Source organism: Sphingomonas sp. ACRSK (genome assembly GCF_022346685.1).
In the GTDB taxonomy this organism is placed as follows: domain Bacteria; phylum Pseudomonadota; class Alphaproteobacteria; order Sphingomonadales; family Sphingomonadaceae; genus Sphingomonas; species Sphingomonas molluscorum.
Genome location: NZ_JAKRNR010000003.1, coordinates 150111 through 172762, shown reverse-complemented (window position 1 = coordinate 172762; position 22652 = coordinate 150111). Strand labels below are relative to the sequence as shown.

Genomic DNA, 22652 nt, shown 5'->3' with positions numbered 1-22652 from the left:
AGGCAGCGCCACAGCGGGGGCAGCGCTGCGCTGCTTGGGGGGCTCCACGCTGCCCCCGCTGCCACGAGGCGGTGTCATTTCTATCTGGCGGAGAATGTGTCTTTTCTAACTGGCGGCAACAGCTTCAAGCCGAAGAGGGCCGTGTCTCCTGCGAGACACGGCCCCGCACGGTGCAACGCTCAGAACTGGAAGTTGACAGCTAGCGCGTAGGTGCGGCCGAAATAGGCCGTGTACAGCGGGTCCTGGCGCGTGGTGTCGACCGTCAGCCGGTTGGTCTCGTTGGTGATGTTCGAGACTTCCGCGATCAGCTTGAGGTTTTCGCTGATGTTGTAGGACGCCGAAGCGTCCACAAAGATCGAACTGGCGTTGGACGTCGAGTCCGCGTCGACCGAACCGCTCGGCACCGCCGTGAGGAACGACGACCGATAGTTCACGGTAGAGCGGATGCTGAACTTCTCGTCCTCATAGTACAGCGTGCCGCTGGCGGTTTCCGGTGAGAGACCGACGAGCGGAGCCGTGCGCGTGAGGGTCGGCGAGATGATGTAGTCGATGTTCGAGCGCACCCGCGTGAAGTTCGCCAGCGCCCCGAAGTTGCTGAGCGCCCCCGGCAGGAAGCGGAACGGCAGCTGTACGTTCACTTCCCAGCCGCGCAGCGGACCGCCGGGGGTGTTGTTGCTGCGCTGGACGGTGAACAGGTCGGTCGGCCGCAGCTGCGTTCCCGACAGCAAGCTCAGCGGCAGGCCGATGTCCTCGAAGGGAACCTGGGTGCTCGTCGTCTGGATATAGGTTTCGATGTTCTTGTAGAAATAGGCGATCGAAATCAGGGATCCCGGGGCGAAATACCATTCGAGCGAGCCGTCGAAGGTGTTGGCGCGGATCGGATCCAGGAACGGGTTGCTGAAGGAGGCCGTCTGGATCACCAGGTTGGCGGAACCGGCGGGGATCAACTGGCCATAGGAGGGGCGCGACATCACCCGCGCTGCCGAGACGCGCGCGATCAGGTCGGGCGTGATGTTCAGGGCCAGATTGATCGACGGCAACCAATCCTCATAGGAGCGGCTAACCTCGGAAATCACGTACATCGATGGGTAGGTCGAGCCGGGGGGCGACGCGGTGGTGATCGGACCATAGGTGTTCAGCCCGGTGTGGACATAGCGGACACCGGCATCGCCCCGCAGGGTAAACGGCAGGATGTTCTCCGTGTCGAACTTGAACATCAAATAGCCCGAGCCGTAGGTCTCCTTCACACCACCATAGGTTCCCTTGGCGCATTCCAGATTGCAGTAGACATAGTCGTCCAGACCGACTGCCGAGCGGAACTTGTCCGGATCGATCGAAACGAAGTCCTGCAATTGCCCGTCGAGGTTCTTACCCACCCCGCTCGTCACGAAGGTGAGGCTTGAGAGGGATACGCCGGTCGGCAGTTCGAGCGGCGTGTTGGTGGCGAGTTGACGCTCCCGCGCGGTGTAGCTGTTGGTACGATATTGCCCGCCAACCTGCACGGTGAACTGCGACGCAGCCTCCCACTCGCCGTTCAGCTCGAAGGTCTTGCTCGTGATCTTGTTGCGCCGGATGAAGTTCGACAATTGCCCGCGCTGGTCGCCGGTAGGGAGCGGCGGGCCGTACTGAAACAGCGCGGCATTCGTCGTGTCGATCCCATAGGTGATCTTGGGAATGTCCGGATTGTCGCGGAAGTCGATCGAGAAGTCGCGCGTATCGTTGGAGTCGATCGCCACCTGCAGGCGGTCCACGTCGAGCACCGACTGGTTGATCCCCGCCAAGCCGAAAAGCCGGAAGGTGTCCGAAAAGCGATGGTCGAAGTTGAAGTTCACCTGCTTGTAGGTGGAGGTGAAGCGCTCGTCCTGCATCTCCGAGCGCAGATCGACGCCGTCGAAGAGGCCGTGGACTAGTGAGCCATTCTCGTCGACTTCGATGTCGCGCACGGAGGTGAGCGGTTGGCCGTTGTTCGAGATCGCGCGACCGAAGGAGCGCGCGTCGAACATGGTGTCGAGCCGATGAACCTTGAATCGGGAATAGAGTCCGTCCAGCGAGATGTCGGTGTTGTCAGTCGGCTTCCACTGCAGTGTCAGCGATCCTGCCAGGCGCTCCTGGTTCTGGCTGCTCTTCACGGGGCGCGGCAGGCGCGGCAGGTACACGCCGCCGCCTGGTTTGCCGTTCACCCCCGTACGGCTCATGATGTAGTCGTAGGCAGCCGCCGTGCCGGTGCGCGGATTGTTGGTGCTGCAGTTGTTGGCGTCAGCGCCGATCGGCGTGCCGTTCGGCTGCGTATAGCCGGGCACCGGGCTGGTCGTTGGAACGCCGTTATAGACATAGCCTACCGGCGTGCAGAACGGGAAGATCACGCCTGCGTTGGCCGTGCCGGCCGGTTGGGCCAGGCCATAGACCGTCGTGGGAACGACATCGACCGCCGAATAGGCGTATTCGTCGATGTGGCGCTTCGAATAGGCGATGCTTCCAAGCACGCCGAACGTATCGCCGAACTTCTTTGAAACCAGCGCGGAGAGGCGCGGATCCACCTTCTTGCGGATGTCGTTGTAGATGCCGCGGGCGGTGCCCGTCAGGACCAGGTCGTCATCGCGCTGATCGAACGGCTTCGGCGCACGCAAATCGACCGTCGCACCCAGCGACCCCTCCTCCACATCGGCAGACAGCGTCTTTCGCACGGAGAGAGCAGAGAAGATCTCGGTCGGGAAAGTCACGAAGTCGAATGAGCGCCCGCTCGCGACGCCGCCGCGAATGTCGCTTCCGCTGACCTGCGAGACGCCTTCCATGCCGTTGATGCGCACACGGGTGAATTGCGCACCGAGACCGCGGACGGAGATGTTGCGCCCCTCGCCGCCGTCGCTCCGCGAGAGCGCGACGCCCGGAATACGCTGCATGGACTCGGCCAGGTTCGAATCCGGGAACTTGCCGATGTCCTCGGCAACGATGCTGTCGATTGCCGCGGTCTCGTTGCGCTTCGCGTTGAGGGCGCTGTTGAGCGACGCGCGGAATCCCGTGACGACGATGTCGGTTTGCGGGGCGCCGTCGGTTGGCTCCGGTGGGGCTTGTGTGGGAGCCGCCGCTTGGTCCGCCTGGCCCGGCTCGGGCACGCCCATGTCGCTCGTCACTCCCGGGGCAGCGGTTTGTGCCTGCGCCTGGATCGCGGCTGTGAGGAGCGGAATGAGAACACTGGTCGAAACGAGCAAACGATTCTTGTTGCCGCTGTTGAGCCTCACGCCGCCTCTCCCTGTTATACCCGGCGCCCTTGATGGACGTCCTTGGCAGTGATGTGCCGATTGCCGGCATCAATCCTGCTGTCGGGTAACACTGCACAACCTGTATGACAATAGATGCCAAGTGGTCGGGCAGTTGGCGGCAGTAGTTCTCTTACTGGAATGTAAGGTTCAACTGACCAATGTTAGCGGAACCATAGACCTTGATCAGACGGCGCGACGTGCAAAGGCGCGTCGGCGTTGCGCGGTCTCGGCACGGACGCGCTCGACCGCCTCGGCTTCGTTGAGATGGAGCAGGTGGTCGATCACGCGCGTCAGATGATCGCGCATGGCGAGTCTCGCCTCGGCCGGATTGCGCGCTTCCAGCGCGCGCAGGATGCGACCGTGCTCCTCGAGACGCTCCTTCGTGCCCAGGCTGCCCGCCTTGCGCAGCACCTCGCGCGCGAGCGGCGACCGGAAGCGCAGGTCCCAGAAATCGGTCACCGCGGAGATGATGACGGCGTTGCCCGTCGCCTCGGCGATGCCGATGTGAAAGCGGCGGTCCGCGTCCTCAGCCGCGGCCACATCCTCCTGCGCCATCTCAGCGACAAGCGCGCGCAGCTGTGCCAGCTGGGCGTCGTCGATCTCCGTAGCCGCCACCGCCGCGACTTCCCCCTCTACAAGGCGGCGAGCCTCGATGATCTCGAATGCGCCAATGTCATATTCCTCGCCTGCCTCGTCGGTCGTCGAGGCGAGGACGAACACGCCCGATCCCTTTCGCGCTTCGACCAAGCCCTGCATCTCCAGCGCGATCATCGCCTCGCGGATGGTCGGCCGACTCACTCCGAAGCGTTCCGTGAGGTCCCGCTCGGCAGGTAGGCGCGATCCGATGGGGAATACGCCAGCGCCGATGTCCGCGATGATGGCCTGCACGATCTTCCGATACAGCTTGCCGCCATTGTTGCCTGACATGTTCATTCCCGATCTCTAACTGCTCGCGATCCGACACCGCTTCCGCATCGGCCTTCCCGCATGAAGTCGCGCTGCGTCAACCCCTTGGGCGGGTCTGACGGTACAAGTACTTCCTTAAAATGTCTGACAGCCTCTTGCATGTGGCCGGACCGCCTTTTACGCATGGACCATAAAGCGCGTGGCAGCGACCAACGCGCGTCCGGGGATGAGGATGATGGCGGAATGAGCGGAAGCGCAATCGCGTCCAGCAGCAAGTCGCGTCGCGCCGTGGGTAAGGCGGTGCTGGCAGCAACCGTCTGGACGGCAGCGATGCTGGTCGGCATCGCGCCGCCCCTCGCCTCCCTCCGCGCCGAGACTGTCGAGCCGTGGCGCGACATCACGCCCGACGCCGCCTTGAGGGGCTGGCACAGCACGGGCGGGAATGCGCGCTACACGGTGGTCGGGGGCGAACTGATCGGCCGGGCCGCGCCGGGCAAGGCGAACAGCTGGCTCGTCTCCGACGCCACCTATGGCGACTATATCATGGAGTTCGACGCCAAGACCGATCCGCTGCTCAACTCGGGGGTGATGGTGCGCGGCCAGAGCCGGCCCGATTACCGCAACGGCGTCGTGCACGGCTATCAGGCAGAGATCGATCCGTCGGCGCGGGCATGGAGCGGCGGCCTGTACGATGAACAGCGCCGCCTGTGGCTCTACAGCCTCGGGCGCAACGATCCCGCCCGCAAGACCTTCCGCTCCGGCGACTGGAACCACTACCGGATCGAGGCGATCGGTAACCGTCTGCGGACCTGGGTCAATGGCGTCCCCGCGGCCGACATCGTCGACGACGCGGACGCACGGGGCTTCATTGCCTTCCAAGTGCACGCGATCCCCGAGGAGCAGGCGCTGAAAGGGCCGGAAGTACGCTTCCGCAACATCCGCGTGATCACGCAGGCGCCCGCACGCTATGCGCTTCCCGAGAACGCGCTGGAGCAGCAGGGGTGGCTCGCCAATCAGCTGAGCCCGGGCGAGCGCAAGGCGGGCTGGTCGCTGCTGTGGGACGGCCGCAGCACCAAGGGCTGGCGCAGCATCAAGGGTGGCGGCTTTCCGGCAAAAGGCTGGACGATCGCCGGCGGAGCCCTTTCGGTCACCGGAGGTGGCGGCGACCTCGCTACTGCGGCCCCGTACCGCGACTTCGAATTGTCCGTCGACTATCGGCTCACCCCCGGCGCGAACAGCGGCATCAAATATCGGGTGGCGCCTGGCACCGGTTCGGTCGGCCTTGAATATCAGCTTCTGGACGATGCACGGCATCCCGATGCCAAGATGGGCCGCGACGGTAATCGCACCCTCGCCGCCCTCTACGACCTGATTGCGCCGAAGAATCTCCTCGACCCACCGAACCCGGGGAAGCGGATCAACCCGCCGGGCGAGTGGAACCGGGCGGTGATCGTCGTGCGCGGCAACCATGTCGAGCACTGGCTGAACGGCTTCAAGATGGTCGAGTTCGAACGCGGATCGCCGGAATTCCGCCAAGCGGTCGCGCAGAGCAAGTTCGCCGGCCAGCAAGGCTTCGGCACCTGGGCCGAGAGCCCGATCCTTTTGCAGGACCACGGCGACCGGGTGGATTTCCGCTCGATCAAGATCCGTCAATTCTAGATCGGGGGGAAGAACGATGCTCGACCGTCGAACGATGATCAAGGGTGCCGGAGCCACGGTGGGAGTGGCGATGTCGGCGCGCAGCTATGGGCGGATCAAGGGCGCGAACGACCGCGTCCATGTCGCCGTCGTGGGCGTGAACGGCCGCGGACAGGCGCACATGAGCGCCTTTTCCAAACTGCCGAATGTTGCCGTCACCTACCTCGTCGATTGCGACAGCGCCGTCCTGGCGAAACGCGCCGCGGCCTCTGCCGAGCGCGGGTTCCCAGTCAAGACGGAGCGAGATTACCGACGCCTGCTCGACCGCAAGCTCGTCGACGTGGTCACCGTCGCAACGCCCGACTTCTCGCACGTGAAGATCGCCACCGACGCCATGGACGCAGGTCACCACGTCTATTGCGAGAAGCCGGTGGGCATCGCTCCCGCAGAGGGCGAGGCGATGATCGCAGTCCAGAAGCGCACCGGACGCAAGCTGCAAATCGGGAACCAGCAGCGTTCCAGTCCCGAGACGCGGCAGCTCGCAGAGCGGATCAAGGCCGGCGAACTCGGCCATGTCTATGAGGCGCAAGCATGGTACAGCATCGCGCGCAAGCCGATCGGCCGTGGCCAGCCGGTCCCGCCCCCTGCCAACCTCGATTGGGACTTGTGGCAAGGTCCGCGGCCGCGCGCGGCGTACCGGTCCAATCTCGTTCCCTACAACTGGCACTGGGTGTGGCAGTACGGAACGGGAGAGATCTGCAACAACGCCATGCACGAGATCGACGTCGCGCGCTGGCTGATGGGCCTCGCCTATCCCAAGGAGGTGGCCGCGCGTGGATCGCGCCAGTTCTTCACCAACGACGACTGGGAAATGTACGATACAATGGCGCTCGACCTCGCCTATGAGGGCGACCGCATGATCCGCTGGGACGGGCAAAGCGGAAATGCGATGCCGCGCTTCGGCCGCGGTCGCGGCGTGCTGCTGCTCGGTACCAAGGGATCGGCCGTGGTCGACCGGAACGGGTTCGAGATCTACGATCGCGAAGGCAAGCAGACCCGCGCCGTTAGCGCCGCGGCGACATCAGAGACGACCGGCACCGTGGGCGAAGGCGTGCTGGACGTCTACCACGCGGGCAATCTCGTGGACGTGATCCGCGGCAAGGCAGCGTCGCTGAACTCGCCCATCGAAGAGGCGCACATCAGCACCACCATCTGTCACCTCGGCAACATGGCCTATCGCACCAACCGGGCGCTGACCGTGGAGGGAGCGACGGGCCGCCCCTCGAACGCCGAGGCGATGAAGCTGTGGGCGGTCGACTATGAGCCGGGATGGGAACTGAAGGCCTGAGCCGGTGACAATCGAGCCCGGCGTCGTGCGCTTCGCGGCGATGGGAACGCGCGTCGAGCTTCATCGCTTCGACGGCGGCGGGGATGACGCGCTCGCCGCCGCCCGGCGCGCGATCGAGGCGGTAGATGACGCGCTCACGATCCACCGCCCCTCGCCCGCCACGGCCCTGAACGAAGCGCTGCTGTCGGGCCGCTCCGCCCCCGTCGACGACGCGCTGCTGTTCGATGCCCTGGAGGCCGCGGCGGACGGCCATGCCGAGACGGCGGGCTTGTTCGACATCGCAGCAGACGTCCGCACGGGCACGACATGGACCATGGTCGCTTTCGACCGGCATGCGCGCCGGGTCAGGGCAGACCGGCCTCTGGCGCTCGACTTCGGCGGATTGGGCAAGGGGATCGCGCTCGACCGCGCGACGAGGGTGCTCCGCGAAGCCGGGGTGACTTCCGCGCTCCTTACCTTGGGCGAGAGCTCGATTGCGGTGCTGGGCGAGCACCCGCTGGGCGGAGGCTGGCCGTTCGCGATCCCGCATCCGGAGGATCCTGGGGTCGAGCTGCTGGCGCTGGAGCTTGCCGACGAAGCGCTTTCGATCTCGGCGACCGTGGGCGCAGGCACACGAGCGCCGGAACGCGCCGCGATCATCCGGCCGCATACCCGCGTCCCCGTCGGTGCGCCGCTTTGTGCGGTGGCGGTGGAGTCCAACGGCACCCGCGCCGAGATCATGAGCACCGCGCTGGTCGCCGCCGATGAGGATGCGGCGGAACGCCTTCTTCACGGGCGGTCGTGCTTCCGCTTCGACCTCGGCCCGATCGATTCACCACAGCGCACAAGGACCTTCGCTGCATGACCGACCAAAGCTTTGATCTCACGCGTCGGTCGTTCCTGGATCGCGTGCTGGCGGCCACCGCCGCCGCGGGAGTCGCAGGTGCCGCACCCTGGGCCGTCTCTGCTGCGAACGCCGCCTCCGGCGGGTCAGCTTTAGCCGGCGCGGGCAATCGCGTCCGGCTCGGCGTGATCGGCACCGGCGATCGCGGGCGCGCGCTGATGCGCAACATTGCAAAGACCCGCAACTGCACTGTTGCCGCGGTGTGCGACGTCTATGCTCCCAACTTGGCCAAGGGTCGCGAGATCGCCGGCGCAAGCGTGCCAGCTTTCACCGATCATCGTGCCATGCTCGACGCAGGTGGGCTGGACGCGCTGGTGATCGCCACGCCGCTCGACCTGCACGCGCGCCACACCATCGATGGCTTCGATGCCGGGCTGCACGTCTGGTGCGAGAAGGCGATGGCCCGGACGATCGCGGACTGCGGAGCGATGGTCAGCAGGTCCAAGGCGGCGGGCAAGGTGCTGCAGATCGGCCATCAGCGCATGTTCCACCCCACCTATTTGAACGCCTTGAAGCGTGTGAAGGCGGGCGAGATCGGCACGGTCACCCAGATCCGCGCCAGCTGGCACCGCAACAATAGCTGGCGCCGGCCGGTCCCCGCCGGAGCCGACGACCGCCACGTCAACTGGCGGCTGTATCGCGACAGCTCCGCGGGGCTGATGACGGAGCTCGCCACGCACCAGCTACAGGTCGGCAACTGGTTCCTGGACGGCATGCCGACCCGCGTCATCGGGTCTGGCAGCATCTGCTTCTGGAAGGACGGGCGGGAGGTCTATGACCATGTCGCGCTGATCTATGAATACAGCGGCGGGCGGAAGTTCATCTACACCTCGTTGCTGAACAATGCGCGCTACGGCTGCGAGGAGCAGATCCAGGGAAGCAAGGGTACGATCGAGCCCGAACTCGGCCGCATCTATGCCGAGGTGCCGCCGAAGGTGCTCGCACTCCAGCGCATGCGCCAGGACGTGGCGCGCGGGCACAAGCGAACCGTGCCGATCGGAGGGGCCACCTGGTTTCCGGAGCTGCCCGTCACCACGCCAGGCGAGTCCCTGGGCTGGGGCGAATATGACGAGACCATGCTCCAGTTCGAGGGCTTCGGCGAAGCGGTCCGTTCCGGCAGGCCGCTGCCGGGCCTGCTCGCACAGGCATATCAGGCAAGCGTCGCCTCGCTGCTCGGCGAACAGGCGATGGACCGCGGTCAGGCAATGCCTTGGCCGACCGGCCTGGTTGACGTCTGATCCTGCCCACCCTCTGTTGCCAGACTTCCCCTCTGCCCAAGGACTCGCCGTGACCCACACAGACCGCCGCACCCTTCTCGGCCTCGCTGCTGCCGCCGGCCTTTCCGGCCTTGCTGCCGATGCGCTCGCACAGTCCGCGGCGCGCGGGGACGCTCCGACGGAGGGGGCGCCCGCGCGCCCGGCGCCGGAGGCCAAGTATCGCGTGCCATTCGGCGTCATCGGCATGGATCACGGCCACATCTACGCCATCACCGACGCGATGATCCGCGGCGGCGGGGTGCTGACCAGCTTCTATTCGGCCGTGCCGGAGCAGGTCGCGACCTTCCAGAAGCGCTACCCCGGCGCGAAGCTCGCCCGTTCGGAAGACGAGATCATCGAAGACCGGCGGATCAAGCTGGTCTGCAGCGCCGCGGTCCCCGGCCTGCGCGCGCCGCTCGGCATCAAGGCGATGCGCGCCGGCAAGGACTTCCTCGGCGACAAGGCCGCGGTCGTCACGCTGGAGCAACTCGCCCAGGTACGCGCCGCGATCAAGGAAACGGGCAAAAAGTTCGGGATCATGTATTCCGAACGGCTGGAGGTGCCCGCTGCCGTACAAGCCGGGCAGCTGGTGCATGACGGCGCCATCGGTCGCGTCCTCCAGACCGTGAACCTCGCGCCGCACCGGCTGGGGGCGCCGAACCGGCCGAAATGGTTCTGGGACACCGAGCGGAACGGCGGCATCCTGACCGACATCGGCAGCCACCAGGCAGACCAGTTCGTCTATCTGACCGGTACCAAACGCGCCGAGGTCGTCGCGTCCCAGGTCGGCAACTTCGCCCATCCCGAATATCCGCAGTTCCAGGACTTCGGCGACATGGTGCTGCATGGCGACGGCGGCACCGGCTATGTCCGCGTCGACTGGTTCACGCCCGACGGCCTGCCGACCTGGGGCGACGGGCGTCTCTTCATCCTGGGCACCGAAGGCTATATCGAGCTGCGAAAATACGTGGACATCGAGGGACGGCCCGGCGGCAACCACCTGTTCCTGGCCGACCGCAAGGGCACGCGCTATCTCGACTGTTCCAAGGTGCCGCTTCCGTTTGGCCCGCAGTTCATCACCGACATCGTCGAGCGCACGTCCGTCGCGCAGGACCAGGAAGGGGCGCTTCTGGCAGCCGAACTGGTGCTGACCGCACAGGCAAAGGCGACCCGCGCCACCAGCGCCTGAGCACCCGATCCCGCGGTTTCGCCGGCACTACAGGAAGAAGGCAGAAGATGGTGTTGCAAAAAGCTCCCGCTCCCGCGCTTGCCCGTCCTGCCACCAACGTCCGCTGGATCATCTGCGCGCTGCTGTTCCTGGCCACGACCATCAACTATGTGGATCGCCAGATCATCGGCATCCTGAAGCCCACTCTAGAGGTTGAGCTCGGCTGGAGCGAGGTCGACTACGGCAACATCGTGTTCTGGTTCCAGGCTGCCTACGGACTCGGGCTGCTTGCGTGCGGGCCGGTGATCGACCGTATCGGCACGCGGCTGGGCTATGCGGGCGCGATCGGGCTCTGGAGCTTGGCAGCGATGCTGCACGCCCTGGTGCGCACGCCGCTCGGCTTTTCCGGCGCGCGGTTCCTCCTTGGCCTGGGCGAGGCCGCGAACTTCCCTGCGGCGATCAAGACGGTCGCCGAGTGGTTTCCGCGCCACGAGCGCGCGCTTGCGGCAGGCATCCTCAATGCCGGAGCCAATGTCGGCGCGATCGCCACGCCGATCATAGTGCCGCTGCTGACCATCCACTTCGGCTGGGAGGCAGCCTTTGTGGTGACCGGGCTCATCGGCTTCCTGTGGCTCGTCGCGTGGCTCCGCTACTATCGGCAGCCTGCCGCGCACCCTCGGGTGAGCGCATCCGAGCTCGCCTACATCGAAGCCGACGCCGCCACAGAGCCGCAGGCCCGCGTGCCTTGGGGCCGCCTCTTCGGGCAGCGTCCGACCTGGGCGTTCGCCATAGCCAAGTTCCTGACCGATCCGGTCTGGTATCTCTTCCTGTTCTGGCTGCCGGACTTCCTATCGAAGCAATATCAGCTCGATCTGAAGACGTTCGGCCCCCCACTGATCGCGATCTATCTGCTGGCCGACGCGGGCAGCGTCGGCGGCGGCTGGCTGTCGTCCGCACTGATGAAGCGGGGGTTCGGGGTCAACGCCGCGCGTAAGCTCGCGCTGCTGGGCTGTGCGCTGTGCGTGATCCCGATCCTCTTCGCCACGGGCGCTTCCAATCTTTGGAGTGCCGTCGCGATCCTGGGTCTTGCCGCGGCGGCGCATCAGGGATGGTCCTCCAACCTCTACGCCGTGGTGTCGGACACGGTGCCGCGCGGCTCTGTCGCATCCGTCATGGGGATCGGCGGTGCTGCGGGGGCGATCGGCGGCATGATCATGGCGCAATATGTCGGCCACGCGCTGGAGTCCTTTGGATCCTATTGGCCGGTGTTCGTCTGGGCGAGCAGCGCCTACCTGATCGCGCTCCTGATCCTCCATCTGCTCCTGCCGCGGATCGGCGAAGCCGAAGCCGGCGCGGAAACCGGGCCCGGTCCGGCTGTGGTGTGAGCCGGGGCGGCGATGTGACCGGCGGGTGTCGTGGACCGGGAATGCTTCTGTGTGCCGGCTACACCGCCCTTGCCTATCTGGCGGTCGGGCTTCCCCTCGCAGTGCTGCCGGGCTGGGCGCTGGATCTCGGGTTCGGTCCGATGGTCGGGGGGCTCCTTGTCTCGGCCCAGTACCTGGCAACGGTAGCCAGCCGCCTGCTGGTGGGGCCGATGATCGATCGCTCAGGTCCCCGCCGAGGTGTCGTGCTGGGGTGCCTGTGCTGCGCAGGCGCGGGCATCGCCACCGTCGCCGCCCTGCAGTTCCCCTCACCCGCCGCGGCACTGGCCGTGATGCTGGCCGGCCGGCTTCTGCTGGGAGCAGGCGAAAGCCTGGTCAGCACCAGCGCGATGCTATGGGGGATCGCCCGCATCGGTGCTCCACAGGCCGCGCGGATGATCTCTTGGAACGGCATCGCCACCTATGCAGCGATCGCGGCAGGTGCCCCGCTGGGCGTAGTCCTCAGCGATCTCGGCGGCCTGGTGCTGATCGGTACGGCCCTGACGTCGATCGGCATCGCCGGCTGCGCACTCGCGCTGGTCCAGCCGGCCATGCGCGCTCCAGAGGCGGTTCGCATGCCGATACGGAGCGTTTTCGCGCGCGTGTTTCCGCTCGGGGCGGTGCTCGCCCTGGCGACAATCGGGTTCGGAGTGGTGACCGCATTCGTCACCCTCTTCTTTGCGGCGGCCGGATGGCCGGATGGCTGGATGGCCCTTTCCGCCTTTGGCGGCGGTTTTGTCGCCTCGCGGATGCTCTTTGCCGCACGCCTCGAAGCCCGCAGTGGACTGCGGAGCGCAGCCCGCTTCCTTGCGGTCGAGGCGGCGGGCCTGGCGCTTCTGTACCTGTCCGCCAGCCCCGGGATTGCCGTTGCCGGTGCCGCGATCACGGGCTTCGGCTTTGCGATGATCTTCCCCGCGCTGGGCGTCATCGTGATCGAACAGGTGCCGCCGCAAAGTCGCGGAACGGCGATCGGCACCTTTGCACTGTTCGTCGATGGCGCGCTGTGCGCAGCAGGTCCGCTCGCGGGCGCGATCGCCGCATGCTCGAACTACGCCCTTCCCTTCGCCGCAGCGGCCCTTTGCGCGCTCGTCGGCCTGTGGGTCACCATAAGCCTTCAAACTGCCGGGCGGAGGCACGAAGCAGAGCGGGTGACGTGGTGACACGCCCGCGGCGAGGCCGTCGTCGACCGGCGAACTCCTGCGCCTCCTCAGCCCTGCCGGAGCGCACTCCGGGCCTCCTCCGTCACCGTATACACTGCCTGCCGCTGTGCACCGCGGTTGTGGTGGTCGACGCGATAGCCCTCGTAATGTCGCCGGACGAGCCCAGCGCGCACGAGCTCCGACACCGCCCGACTGACGTTGGTACGGCCCGACTGACGCACGCGCTTGCGCACCTGGCTCTCGATCACGGCCTCCGCCTCTGCCGGGTCGGCGGGCAAGGCGCGCTTGGCCTGCAGTTCCGCACGTACCCTGCCGGCGATCGCGCGCCGCCGCGGATCCCGCTGGGCCACCGGCATCAACGCGTCGCACAGCCAATCGCGCACCGGCACGCGACGATTGCCTTCCCGCACGAAAGGACCGGCCGAACCGGTCTGGGCGCTCGCCTGGGCGATCAGGTTCAGCACCATGAAGCTGTAGCGGGGACGCTCGCACAAGGTGGACAGGCGTTCGAGGACGGCAGGCAGGTCCATGGACCGCGCGGGCACCGGCGCTGCCGGCTCTTGAGCCACGGGAACCGCGAAGAGATCGGGCTGGAACATGGGAACATTCCAAGCACACAGCAGCTCCGATGTGAATCCCCGTTGCGCACCCACCATGTTTTGACCACGAATGGCACTTTACCCGGGTGAAGTGCCACGAACGGCAGTCGGCGTGCGATCGTTCACGCACCTTGCATCCCCTTCTGACACCGCTTACCAAAGCGCACGCCCATCAAGAGGCAGGGGAGAGGCCGGTGCCGCAATCAACCGCCCAAGCTTGTGATCGTCGGATCCGGTCCGCCGGGGTGGTCAGCACGCGCGTGCCCGTTGCAGCACGCCCGTCCGAAGCGTACCGCTGTCTCCACGCGCTCGGCGCCCCCTCGTTCGCCCGCCTTTCCGCTGCGCACCGCGCCGCCTGACGTTCCAAGAGGAGCCACCATGTTCGAACGCACCTATTACGCCACCCACCCCGACATGATGGAGTGCGTCTCCAACGAGGAACTGCGCGACCGCTATCTCATCCAAGGGCTGTTCCGCGAGGGTGAGTGCGTACTCAACTACACCCATGCCGACCGCTTCGTGATCGGCGGGGTCGCCCCGGGCGCCGAGCCCGTGAAGCTGCCCGCCCAGACGGAGCCCGCGTCTGCCGCCGGCCATCCCTTCCTGGAGCGCCGCGAGCTCGCAATCGTCAACATCGGCAAGACCGAAGGCACCGTCACCGTCGATGGCGAGACGTTCACGCTGGGCAACAAGGACTGCCTCTACGTCACCATGGGGGCAAAGGAGGTCGTGTTCGCCGGCCAGGGGGCACGCTATTATCTGGCGTCCTGCCCCGCCCACAAGGAATTCCAGACCCGCAAGCTCGGCATCGCCGACGCGAAGGCGCTGGAGCGCGGCAGCCTGGAGGAATCCAACGAGCGCACCATCTACCAGCTCGTCATCCCCGGCGTGTGCGACAGCGCGCAGCTGGTGATGGGCCTGACGGTGCTCAAGCCCGGCAGCGTGTGGAACACCATCCCCCCGCATATCCATGAGCGCCGCAGCGAGATCTATTGCTACTTCGAGCTCGACAACCCCGATAGTGACCGCGTCATGCACTTCATGGGCGAAGGCGAAGCGATGCGCCACATCGTCGCCGCCAACGAGGAAGCCGTGATCTCCCCGCCGTGGTCGATCCACATGGGTGCCGGCACCAAGGCCTATGCCTTCATCTGGGCGATGGCCGGTGAGAACCAAGACTATACCGACATGAACGTGCTGGACATCTGCCAGCTGGCGTAACTCCCTATGCTCCCCTCCCTGGAAGGGAGGGGCTGGGGGTGGGTTCCGAGCCGCCAGGCTCGGCTCTCTCCGCCAGCCAAGAGCGCGCCGCTTCGCGACGCGCACCCACCCCCTACCCCTCCCTTCCAGGGAGGGGAGGAGTTGCAAATGACCAATCCCTTCGATCTTTCCGGCAAGGTGGCGGTCGTCACCGGCGCCAACACCGGCATCGGCCAGGCCATCGCCCTCGCGCTTGCAGAAGCCGGCGCCGACATCGCCGCGGTCGGCCGCACCCCGGCCGAGGACACCGTCGCCAAGGCGCGCGCGCTCGGCCGCAGGGCAGAGATCGTCTCCGCGGACCTTTCCACGATCGAGCCGGTCGGGCGCGTGATTGAGGAGACGGCGGCAAAGCTCGGCGGGCTCCATATCCTCGTCAACAACGCCGGCATCATCCGCCGCGCCGACGCGGTCGACTTCACCGAGGAGGATTGGGACGCGGTGATCGACACCAACCTCAAGTCGGTGTTCTTCCTCTGCCAGGCGGCCGGCCGCCACATGATCGCCAACGGCGGCGGCAAGATCATCAACATCGCCTCCATGCTGACCTTCCAGGGCGGCATCCGCGTGCCGAGCTATACCGCATCCAAGTCGGGCATCGGTGGCCTCACCAAGCTGCTCGCCAACGAATGGGCGGCCAAGGGCATCAACGTGAACGCGATCGCACCGGGCTACATCGCGACCAACAACACCGCCGCACTCCAGGCGGACGAAGTCCGCAACAAGTCGATCCTCGATCGCATCCCTGCGGGACGTTGGGGCGATCCGTCCGATCTCGGCGGGGCCGCCGTGTTCCTCGCCAGCCGGGCCGCCGACTACGTCCAGGGCCATATCCTCGCCGTCGACGGCGGATGGCTGGCTCGCTGATGACCACGCAGCGCCTGCTCGCCTTTGGCGAAATCATGTACCGCATGTCCCCGCCGGGACGGGAACTGCTGCTCCAGACGCCCAAGCTCGACCTGTGGGTCGCAGGCGCCGAGGCCAATGTCGCGACAGCGCTCGCCCGCCTCGGCCACGACGTGGCCTTTGCGAGCCGCCTGCCCGACAACGATCTCGGCCGCGCCGCGATCAGCACCCTGCGCGGGCATGGCGTGGACACGCGCGGCATCCAGCTCGGCGGCGACCGCATGGGGCTGTATTTCGTCACCTCAGGCGCGGGCATGCGCGCGACCGAAGTCATCTACGACCGCGCTCATTCCGCCTTCGCCGAGGCACCGGCCGAGGCCTGGGATTGGGACACGCTGCTCGACGGCGTCGACCGCCTCCACCTGTCGGGCATCACCCCGGCGCTGGGGCCCGTGCCCGCCGAGAGCGCGCTTGCCGCCGTCCGCGCAGCGGCCGCGCGTGGCATCGCCATCTCGTTCGACGGCAATTACCGCGCCAAGCTCTGGGAGCGCTGGGATTCCGATCCGCGCACCATCCTGACCGAGCTGGTTTCCCATGCCGATCTGATGTTCGGCAACCACCTCGACATCGCGCTACTGCTCGACCGCACATTCTCGAGCAATGCCGAGGGGCGCCGGCGCGAGGCCGCCGAAGCCGCCTTCGCCGCCTTCCCCAAGCTCCAGATGATCGCCTCCACAGCCCGTCACGTCGAGCATGTCGACCTCCACCGGCTCTCCGCGCGCATCGACGCGCGCGATCGGGCCGCCCAAACCGAGGAGATGGAACTCGCCGGCATAGTCGACCGCATCGGCGGCGGCGACGCCTTTGCGGCAGGCGTGCTCCACGCGCTGCGCCGCGGCGACGATCTCGACACCGCCGCGCACACCGGCCTCGCTCTCACCGCCCTGAAGCATTCGCTGCCGGGCGACGCGAGCATCTTCCGTCAGGCCGATCTCGACGCGTATCTCCAAGGCGGGCTTGATGTCCGCCGCTGACGGCTGGACCCGCCGCGGCGCCCTCACCGGCGTGGCGGCAAGCGGCGCGGCCCTGTGGGCGGCGAGCGCGGCGAAGGCCGCCCCGGCCGGCACCGTGCGAGCGCCTGCCGGCGACTTCGTCGGCACCCGCGAGGACGACGTCCACGCCTTTCGCGGCATCCGCTACGGCCGGGCCGAACGATTCCGTGCCGCCGTGCCAGTCTCCCAGCCCGGCACCCGCGTCCTCGCCCAGCGCTTCGGGCCGATCTGCCCGCAAAAAGCCGAAAGCGACGAGCCCCGGTCCGAGGATTGCCTGTTCCTCAACATCTGGACCGCAGAGCCGCGCGGCGCCGCCAAGAAGCCGGTAATGCTCTACATCCACGGCGGCGCCTATTCGAACGGCAGCGTCACCGATCCGCAAACGCACGGCCATCATCTCGCCGCGCGCGGCGACGTGGTGGTGGTAACCGTCAACCACCGCCTCAACGCCTTCGGCTACCTCTACCTGGCGCGCCTCGATCCGCGCTTCGCCGACAGCGGCAACCTCGGCCAGCTCGACCTGATCCTCGCCCTGCAATGGGTGCGCGACAACATCGCCGCCTTCGGGGGCGATCCGGACTGCGTGATGGTATTCGGCCAGTCCGGCGGTGGCGCCAAGATCGCGACGATGATGGCGATGCCGACAGCCAAGGGCCTGTTCCACCGCGCTGCGACCATGAGCGGACAGCAGGTCACCGCTTCTGGGCCGCTCAACGCCACCGCCCGCACCCGTGCCTATCTGCAGCGGCTCGGTGTGACGGAAACCAACCTCGACCCGCTGCTGGCGATGCCCACCGAACGGCTCGTGGACGCCCTCGACGCGACCGACCCAATTCTGGGCGGCGGCGTCTATTTCGGCCCGGTGCTCGACATGAGGTGGATGACCCGCCACCCCTTCTGGCCCGACGCCCATCCGCAGGGCCTCGCCATCCCGATGCTGCTCGGCAACACGCATGACGAGACCCGCGCCTTCCTCAGCCCGGACAGTCCAAAGGTGCAGGGGCTCACCTGGGACAATGTCGCCGATCGCATCGCACCCGAGCTGCGCATCGACATCCTGCCCGAATGGGTCGTCGCGCAATATCGCGAGCACTTCCCGAGCTGGACGCCCACCCAGGTCTTCTACGACGCCACCACCTGCGGGCGCAGCTGGCGCGGCCAGGTGATCGAGGCGGAGGAGCGCGCGCGCGCCGGCGCTCCGGGCTGGGTCTATCAGCTCGATTTCGGATCGCGCACCGACCCCCGGCGCGGAGCCTTCCACACCATGGATATCCCGCTCGTGTTCGGCACGCTCGATGCCGAAGGGGCGCAGACCGGCACCGCCGCGGATGCGCGCACGGCCTCGGCAGCCATCCAGGAGAGCTTCGTCGCCTTCACAAAGACGGGCAACCCGAACCATGCCGGGTTACCGCACTGGCCGAGCTACGATCTGGCGACGCGCAGTACGATGGTTTTCGACACCCGCTCGCGGGTGGAAGACGACCCCCGCCGCTGGCAGCGCGAGCTGTTCGCCCGCGTGCCCTACATCCAGCCGGGCACCTGAAATCCACCATGTGGCAGACGGTTGACACCGGTTCCGATCGGCCGCATGTCTATGACACCGGTTACTAGAGCAAAACAGGCCGGTTGAACGACGCGCCAGACAAGCGTCGGATCGAGAGGATGTCGGACGCGGGCCCGTCGCCCGCCCTCCCGAACCGTGCGCGATACAGCGTGTCAGGAATCGTTGCCGATGCCAGACGTCGGCCGTGAGGGGAGAGATTACGCATGACCATGTCCCGTCGTACGTGCCGCGGATCGTTGCGCCTGGCCGGCGTTTCGCTCGGCGCGATGTCCGCCGCACTGCTGCTTCCGCAGGCGGCCCTCGCCCAAGCCGCCGAGGTCCCGGAGACGGTCGCACCCGGCACCCCGGCGCAGCAGAATCCGTCGCCGGCCCAGACCGCGATCGTACCGGCCGATCAGGCGACGCCCGACCCCGCTGCCCAGGTCGCACCGCCCGAAGCGGACACGGGAGGCGACATCGTCGTCACCGGCTTTCGCCAGTCGCTCGGCGCCGCGATCGCGCTGAAACGCAACACCGTCTCCTCGGTCGATGCGATCGTGGCGGAAGACATCGCCAAGTTCCCCGACCAGAACCTCGCCGAGTCGCTGCAGCGCATTCCCGGCATCTCGATCCAGCGCGATGCCGGCGAAGGCCGCGCGATAACCGTGCGCGGTCTCGGCGCCCAGTTCACCCGCGTCCGCGTCAACGGGCTCGAGACGGTCGCCACCTCCACCGACGGCGCCAGTTCCAACCGTGACCGCGCCTTCGACTTCAACGTGTTCGCGTCGGAGCTCTTCAACTCCATCGTCGTCCACAAGACCGCGGAGGCCTCGCTCGACGAAGGGTCGCTCGGCGCCGTGGTCGACCTCAACACGGGCAACCCGCTGGCCGGCAAGACCGGCGTCACCTTCGTCGCCTCGGGTCAGGCGTCGTACAACGACCTTTCGGAGAACTGGGGTCCGCGTCTCGCCGGCCTGCTGTCGTACAAGAACGACGCGGGCACCTTCGGCGTCGCGATCTCGGGTGCGTACCAGAGCACCAACAACCTGGAGCTCGGCAACAACACCGTGCGCTGGGCCCAGGGCGTGTTCGATTCGGTCGACGGCACCCCCTGCTTCTCGCAGCCCAACCGCGGCGGCACCTATGTCGGCACCCCCGGCGGCGTCTGCGACCAGGTCGGGCTCGCCTTCCACCCGCGCATCCCGCGCTACGGCTCGGTCCGTCATGATCGCGAGCGCCTGGGCCTGACCGGGAGCGTCCAGTGGGCGCCGACCGACGCGACCAAGGTCTCGATCGACGCGCTCTATTCCCGCTTCAAGGAGACCCGCGAGGAGAAGTGGGGCGAAGTGCTGCTGCGCTCCAACGAGCGCCAGATGAACGTCCGCGACTATACGATCGACGACAACAACAACCTGATTTCCGCGACGATCGACGACGCCTGGGTGCGCACCGAGCATTATCTTCGCGAGTCGCAGACCGAATTCTACCAGATCGGCGGCAGCTGGGATCAGGATGTCAGCGACACGTTCCGGTTTACGCTGATGGGCGGCTATTCCAAGTCTAACGCCACCATCCCGGTCGAGACCACCTTCGTGTTCGACGATCGCGACGCGCAGGGCTTCAGCTACGACTATAGCAACATGAAGCGCCCGGTGATCAGCTTCGGCACCAGCGTCACCGATCCGGCCAACTTCCAGCTCTCGGAGATCCGCGACCGCCCGTCCAAGACGGTCAACGACTTCCGCACGGTCCAGCTGCGGACCGAGTGGGACGTGACGGAGGGGCTGAAGATCAAGTCGGGGGCGATGTACCGCCGCTTCTCGTTCGATACCCAGGGCTTCTCGCGCGATGCGGTGGTATGCCCGAACGCCGGCGGCACCGACGTGGTGCTCGGCACCATCACCTGCACGCCCAACAGCAACATCGGCCCGACGGCGGTGTACGGTTTCCCGGCGGGGAACCTCGGCGAGCTGTTCAACCTTGGCAAGGCCGGTCAGCCCGGCGGCACCACCACCGAGTTCCTGATCCCGAACATCGATGCGGCGGCCAACTACACCGGCCTCTATGATCGCACCGCCAATGTGCTGGTCGGGGACACCCGCAGCGTCTCCGAGGAAGTGACCGGCGGCTATGTCCAGTTCGACATGGAAGGCGACCTGTTCGGCCTGCGCTACGCGGCCAACGCCGGCATGCGCTATGCGCACACCGCACAGAAGTCGACCGGCCTGACCTCGGCTACGGCGGGCGGCGTCACCACCAACACGCCCGTGACCGTCGAGCGCAGCTATGACGACTGGCTGCCGGCGATCAACGTCGCGCTGTTCCCGCATGAGGACATCGTCCTACGCGGCGCCATTTCGAAGGTCATCACCCGGCCTTCGCTGGGCAGCCTGACGCCGGGAGGCTCGGTCGACGGGTTCAACTACCGCGTCAACTTCGGCAATCCGCAGCTCGATCCGTTCCGCGCCACCTCCTTCGATCTGTCGGCCGAATATTACTTCGCGCCCCAGTCGCTGTTCTCGGTCGCGCTGTTCAAGAAGAACATCGCCAGCTTCCCGGTCTCCGGCACCCGCAGCGGCACCTTCGCCTCGACGGGCCTGCCGCTCAGCGTGATCCCGGCAAGTTCGCCGGCCGCCCAGGCCCCGGAAGGACAGCTGTGGCAGATCAGCGGCCCGGTGAACGGCGAGGGTGCGTCGTTGAAGGGCATGGAAATCTCGCTCCAGGCGAGCTTCACCTTCCTGCCGGGCTTCCTCAAGAACTTCGGTTTCCTCGCCAACGCCACCTTCGTCGACTCCAGCGCCAGCTACTCGCAAGGTGGTCCGGCGACCGAGGTGATCCAGCCCGGCGTCAGCCCGACCGGCGCACCGATCCCCGGCGGCACGCTCGGCGCGCTTCCCAACACCACCCGGGACGCGACGCTCTACGGCCTGTCGAAGCGCGCCTACAACGGCACGCTCTACTATGAGGATGCGAAATTCTCCGCGCGCGCATCGGTCAGCTATCGCAGCCCGTACATCGACGGCGCCTCGGCGACCGGCAACCTGTTCGAAGGCTATGACGAGACGGTCAACGTCGACGCATCGCTGCGGTACAAGGTGACGCCGAGCTTCGAACTGTCGCTGGAAGGCACCAACCTGACCGACGAATATCGCGATCGGTGGGTCGATATCGACGCAAAGCGCAACTACGAGTCCAACCACTTCGGGCGGACGTTCCTGATCGGCGGCCGCTTCAAGATGTAGGTCGTCCCGGGCGCCCCGCTCCCCTCCCTTGGGGCGCCCTTCTTTTCTTCCGCGGGAATTCTCCATGATCGATCGGCGACAGACGCTGGCTGCGCTCGGCTCCGTGATGGCTGCGGCCGCCGCAGGCTCCGCGCGGGCCCAGCAACCCACCCCGCCGGCCCGGGGCACGTCCCCCGATCCCACCGAGATTCTCGAGCTGTGGCCGAACGGCGCTCCCGGCGCCCCTGCCACGCTGCCGGTCGAGCGGATCGAGGAACGCAGCAAGGATCCCGCCCTTTCCGACCGCGCCGTGACCGGCACCCACCGGCCGCGCCTCGTCGTGTTCCGCCCGCGCAAGCCCAACGGATCGGCGCTGATGGTCGCACCCGGCGGTGGCTATGTCCGCGTCGTCCTCGACAAGGAGGGCTTCGAGATCGGCCGCTGGCTCGCAGAGCGGGGGTGGACCGTGTTCGTGCTCTTCTACCGCCTGCCAGGCGATGGGTGGGCCGCAGGCCCCGATACCCCGCTCCAGGACAGCCAGCGAGCGATGCGCCTCATCCGCGCGCGGGCGCAGAGCTATGGCATCCGCCCGGATCGCGTCGCCGCGATGGGCTTTTCCGCCGGCGGGCATGTCTGCGGTGACCTCGCCACCCGCTACGATGCGCGCGTCTATGCGCCGGTGGATGCCGCGGACCGGCTGAGCGCCCGTCCCGACATTGCCGCCCCCATCTACCCCGTGCAGTCGATGCGCCTTCCCGTCGCGCACGGCGGATCGCGCACGCAGCTCCTTGGCGCCAACCCCACGCCCGCGCTCGAAGCTGCGCACAGCCCCGAGAACAACGTCCGCGCCACCACCCCGCCCTGCTTCCTGGTTCATGCCGAGGATGACGCAACGGTGCCGGTCGAAAACAGCCTCGCGCTGCGTGCCGCGCTCAAGCGCGCTGGCGTACCGGTCGAGACGCACCTGTTTACCGAGGGCGGCCACGGCTTCGGCATCCGCGGTGCGGCGGGCAAGCCGGCGGCGATCTGGCCCGAATTGTTCGCGCGCTGGGCAAGAACGCACGGCTTCGGCTGAACGCGAACCGGTGTCGTTG

Annotated in this window: 16 protein-coding genes; 13 read left to right on the top strand and 3 right to left on the bottom strand. The window is 66.9% G+C overall.

All coding sequences use genetic code 11. From position 1 onward, the window contains the following. Positions 1-179: 179 nt before the first annotated feature. Positions 180-3239 carry a TonB-dependent receptor gene (locus MHZ35_RS03080; RefSeq protein WP_239434323.1) on the bottom strand — a complete coding sequence of 1020 codons (3060 nt, stop codon included), beginning with the start codon at positions 3237-3239 and terminating at the stop codon, positions 180-182. A 204-nt stretch (positions 3240-3443) separates the two neighbouring features. Further along, positions 3444-4187 (bottom strand): FadR/GntR family transcriptional regulator, encoded by a 744-nt coding sequence (locus MHZ35_RS03075; protein WP_132883701.1) that lies wholly within the window; start codon positions 4185-4187, stop codon positions 3444-3446. Positions 4188-4409: 222 nt separating this feature from the next. Between MHZ35_RS03075 and MHZ35_RS03070 the strand changes: the two genes are divergently transcribed. From MHZ35_RS03070 to MHZ35_RS03040, 7 genes are read left to right on the top strand one after another with little or no spacing between them, the layout of a single operon-like run. Continuing rightward, positions 4410-5825 (top strand): 3-keto-disaccharide hydrolase, encoded by a 1416-nt coding sequence (locus MHZ35_RS03070; protein ID WP_239434321.1) that lies wholly within the window; start codon positions 4410-4412, stop codon positions 5823-5825. 16 nt (positions 5826-5841) lie between these two features. Beyond that, positions 5842-7152, top strand: a complete 1311-nt coding sequence (locus tag MHZ35_RS03065; protein WP_239434320.1) for a Gfo/Idh/MocA family protein — start codon at positions 5842-5844, stop codon at positions 7150-7152. Positions 7153-7156: 4 nt separating this feature from the next. Continuing rightward, entirely contained in the window at positions 7157-7996 is an 840-nt protein-coding gene (locus tag MHZ35_RS03060; RefSeq protein ID WP_239434319.1) for an FAD:protein FMN transferase, read from the top strand. Further along, positions 7993-9273 carry a Gfo/Idh/MocA family protein gene (locus MHZ35_RS03055; RefSeq protein WP_239434318.1) on the top strand — a complete coding sequence of 427 codons (1281 nt, stop codon included), beginning with the start codon at positions 7993-7995 and terminating at the stop codon, positions 9271-9273. Before MHZ35_RS03060 ends, MHZ35_RS03055 begins: the two co-directional genes overlap by 4 nt. A 49-nt stretch (positions 9274-9322) precedes the next feature. Continuing rightward, entirely contained in the window at positions 9323-10480 is a 1158-nt protein-coding gene (locus MHZ35_RS18125; protein ID WP_239434317.1) for a Gfo/Idh/MocA family protein, read from the top strand. Positions 10481-10527: 47 nt separating this feature from the next. Beyond that, positions 10528-11844, top strand: a complete 1317-nt coding sequence (locus MHZ35_RS03045) for an MFS transporter (protein WP_239434316.1) — start codon at positions 10528-10530, stop codon at positions 11842-11844. Between the two features lie 41 nt (positions 11845-11885). Further along, entirely contained in the window at positions 11886-13040 is a 1155-nt protein-coding gene (locus tag MHZ35_RS03040; protein WP_239434314.1) for an MFS transporter, read from the top strand. A 47-nt stretch (positions 13041-13087) separates the two neighbouring features. On the opposite strand, the gene MHZ35_RS03035 is transcribed toward MHZ35_RS03040, so the two are convergent. Next, the gene (locus MHZ35_RS03035; RefSeq protein WP_239434313.1) at positions 13088-13639 is read right to left on the bottom strand and encodes a hypothetical protein; all 552 of its coding nucleotides are present in this window, start codon (positions 13637-13639) and stop codon (positions 13088-13090) included. A gap of 378 nt (positions 13640-14017) precedes the next feature. On the opposite strand from MHZ35_RS03035, the gene kduI reads away from it, so the two are divergent. The 6 genes from kduI (at position 14018) to MHZ35_RS03005 (ending at position 22633) form a co-directional block, all read left to right on the top strand. Continuing rightward, positions 14018-14860, top strand: coding sequence for a 5-dehydro-4-deoxy-D-glucuronate isomerase (gene kduI, locus MHZ35_RS03030; protein WP_239434312.1), 843 nt, complete (start codon positions 14018-14020; stop codon positions 14858-14860). A 147-nt stretch (positions 14861-15007) separates the two neighbouring features. Beyond that, on the top strand, positions 15008-15763 hold the full coding sequence (gene kduD, locus MHZ35_RS03025) for a 2-dehydro-3-deoxy-D-gluconate 5-dehydrogenase KduD (RefSeq protein ID WP_239434311.1): 756 nt from the start codon (positions 15008-15010) through the stop codon (positions 15761-15763). Continuing rightward, complete coding sequence (locus MHZ35_RS03020; protein WP_239434310.1) at positions 15763-16776, top strand: PfkB family carbohydrate kinase; 1014 nt, start codon at positions 15763-15765, stop codon at positions 16774-16776. Before kduD ends, MHZ35_RS03020 begins: the two co-directional genes overlap by 1 nt. Continuing rightward, the gene (locus MHZ35_RS03015) at positions 16763-18337 is read left to right on the top strand and encodes a carboxylesterase/lipase family protein (protein ID WP_239434309.1); all 1575 of its coding nucleotides are present in this window, start codon (positions 16763-16765) and stop codon (positions 18335-18337) included. Before MHZ35_RS03020 ends, MHZ35_RS03015 begins: the two co-directional genes overlap by 14 nt. 287 nt (positions 18338-18624) lie before the next feature. Continuing rightward, on the top strand, positions 18625-21579 hold the full coding sequence (locus MHZ35_RS03010) for a TonB-dependent receptor (RefSeq protein ID WP_446741007.1): 2955 nt from the start codon (positions 18625-18627) through the stop codon (positions 21577-21579). A gap of 64 nt (positions 21580-21643) precedes the next feature. After that, positions 21644-22633 carry an alpha/beta hydrolase gene (locus MHZ35_RS03005; RefSeq protein ID WP_239434307.1) on the top strand — a complete coding sequence of 330 codons (990 nt, stop codon included), beginning with the start codon at positions 21644-21646 and terminating at the stop codon, positions 22631-22633. Positions 22634-22652 lie beyond the last annotated feature (19 nt).

Bases quoted from the DNA above. Each gene is read 5' to 3' on its own strand.
- MHZ35_RS03075 (WP_132883701.1), bottom strand. From the start codon at position 4,187: ATGTCAGGCAACAATGGCGGCAAGCTGTATCGGAAGATCGTGCAGGCC.
- MHZ35_RS03070 (WP_239434321.1), top strand. From the start codon at position 4,410: ATGAGCGGAAGCGCAATCGCGTCCAGCAGCAAGTCGCGTCGCGCCGTG.
- MHZ35_RS03065 (WP_239434320.1), top strand. From the start codon at position 5,842: ATGCTCGACCGTCGAACGATGATCAAGGGTGCCGGAGCCACGGTGGGA.
- MHZ35_RS03055 (WP_239434318.1), top strand. From the start codon at position 7,993: ATGACCGACCAAAGCTTTGATCTCACGCGTCGGTCGTTCCTGGATCGC.
- MHZ35_RS03045 (WP_239434316.1), top strand. From the start codon at position 10,528: ATGGTGTTGCAAAAAGCTCCCGCTCCCGCGCTTGCCCGTCCTGCCACC.
- MHZ35_RS03040 (WP_239434314.1), top strand. From the start codon at position 11,886: ATGCTTCTGTGTGCCGGCTACACCGCCCTTGCCTATCTGGCGGTCGGG.
- MHZ35_RS03035 (WP_239434313.1), bottom strand. From the start codon at position 13,639: ATGTTCCAGCCCGATCTCTTCGCGGTTCCCGTGGCTCAAGAGCCGGCA.
- kduI (WP_239434312.1), top strand. From the start codon at position 14,018: ATGTTCGAACGCACCTATTACGCCACCCACCCCGACATGATGGAGTGC.
- kduD (WP_239434311.1), top strand. From the start codon at position 15,008: ATGACCAATCCCTTCGATCTTTCCGGCAAGGTGGCGGTCGTCACCGGC.
- MHZ35_RS03020 (WP_239434310.1), top strand. From the start codon at position 15,763: ATGACCACGCAGCGCCTGCTCGCCTTTGGCGAAATCATGTACCGCATG.
- MHZ35_RS03015 (WP_239434309.1), top strand. From the start codon at position 16,763: ATGTCCGCCGCTGACGGCTGGACCCGCCGCGGCGCCCTCACCGGCGTG.
- MHZ35_RS03010 (WP_446741007.1), top strand. From the start codon at position 18,625: ATGTCCGCCGCACTGCTGCTTCCGCAGGCGGCCCTCGCCCAAGCCGCC.
- MHZ35_RS03005 (WP_239434307.1), top strand. From the start codon at position 21,644: ATGATCGATCGGCGACAGACGCTGGCTGCGCTCGGCTCCGTGATGGCT.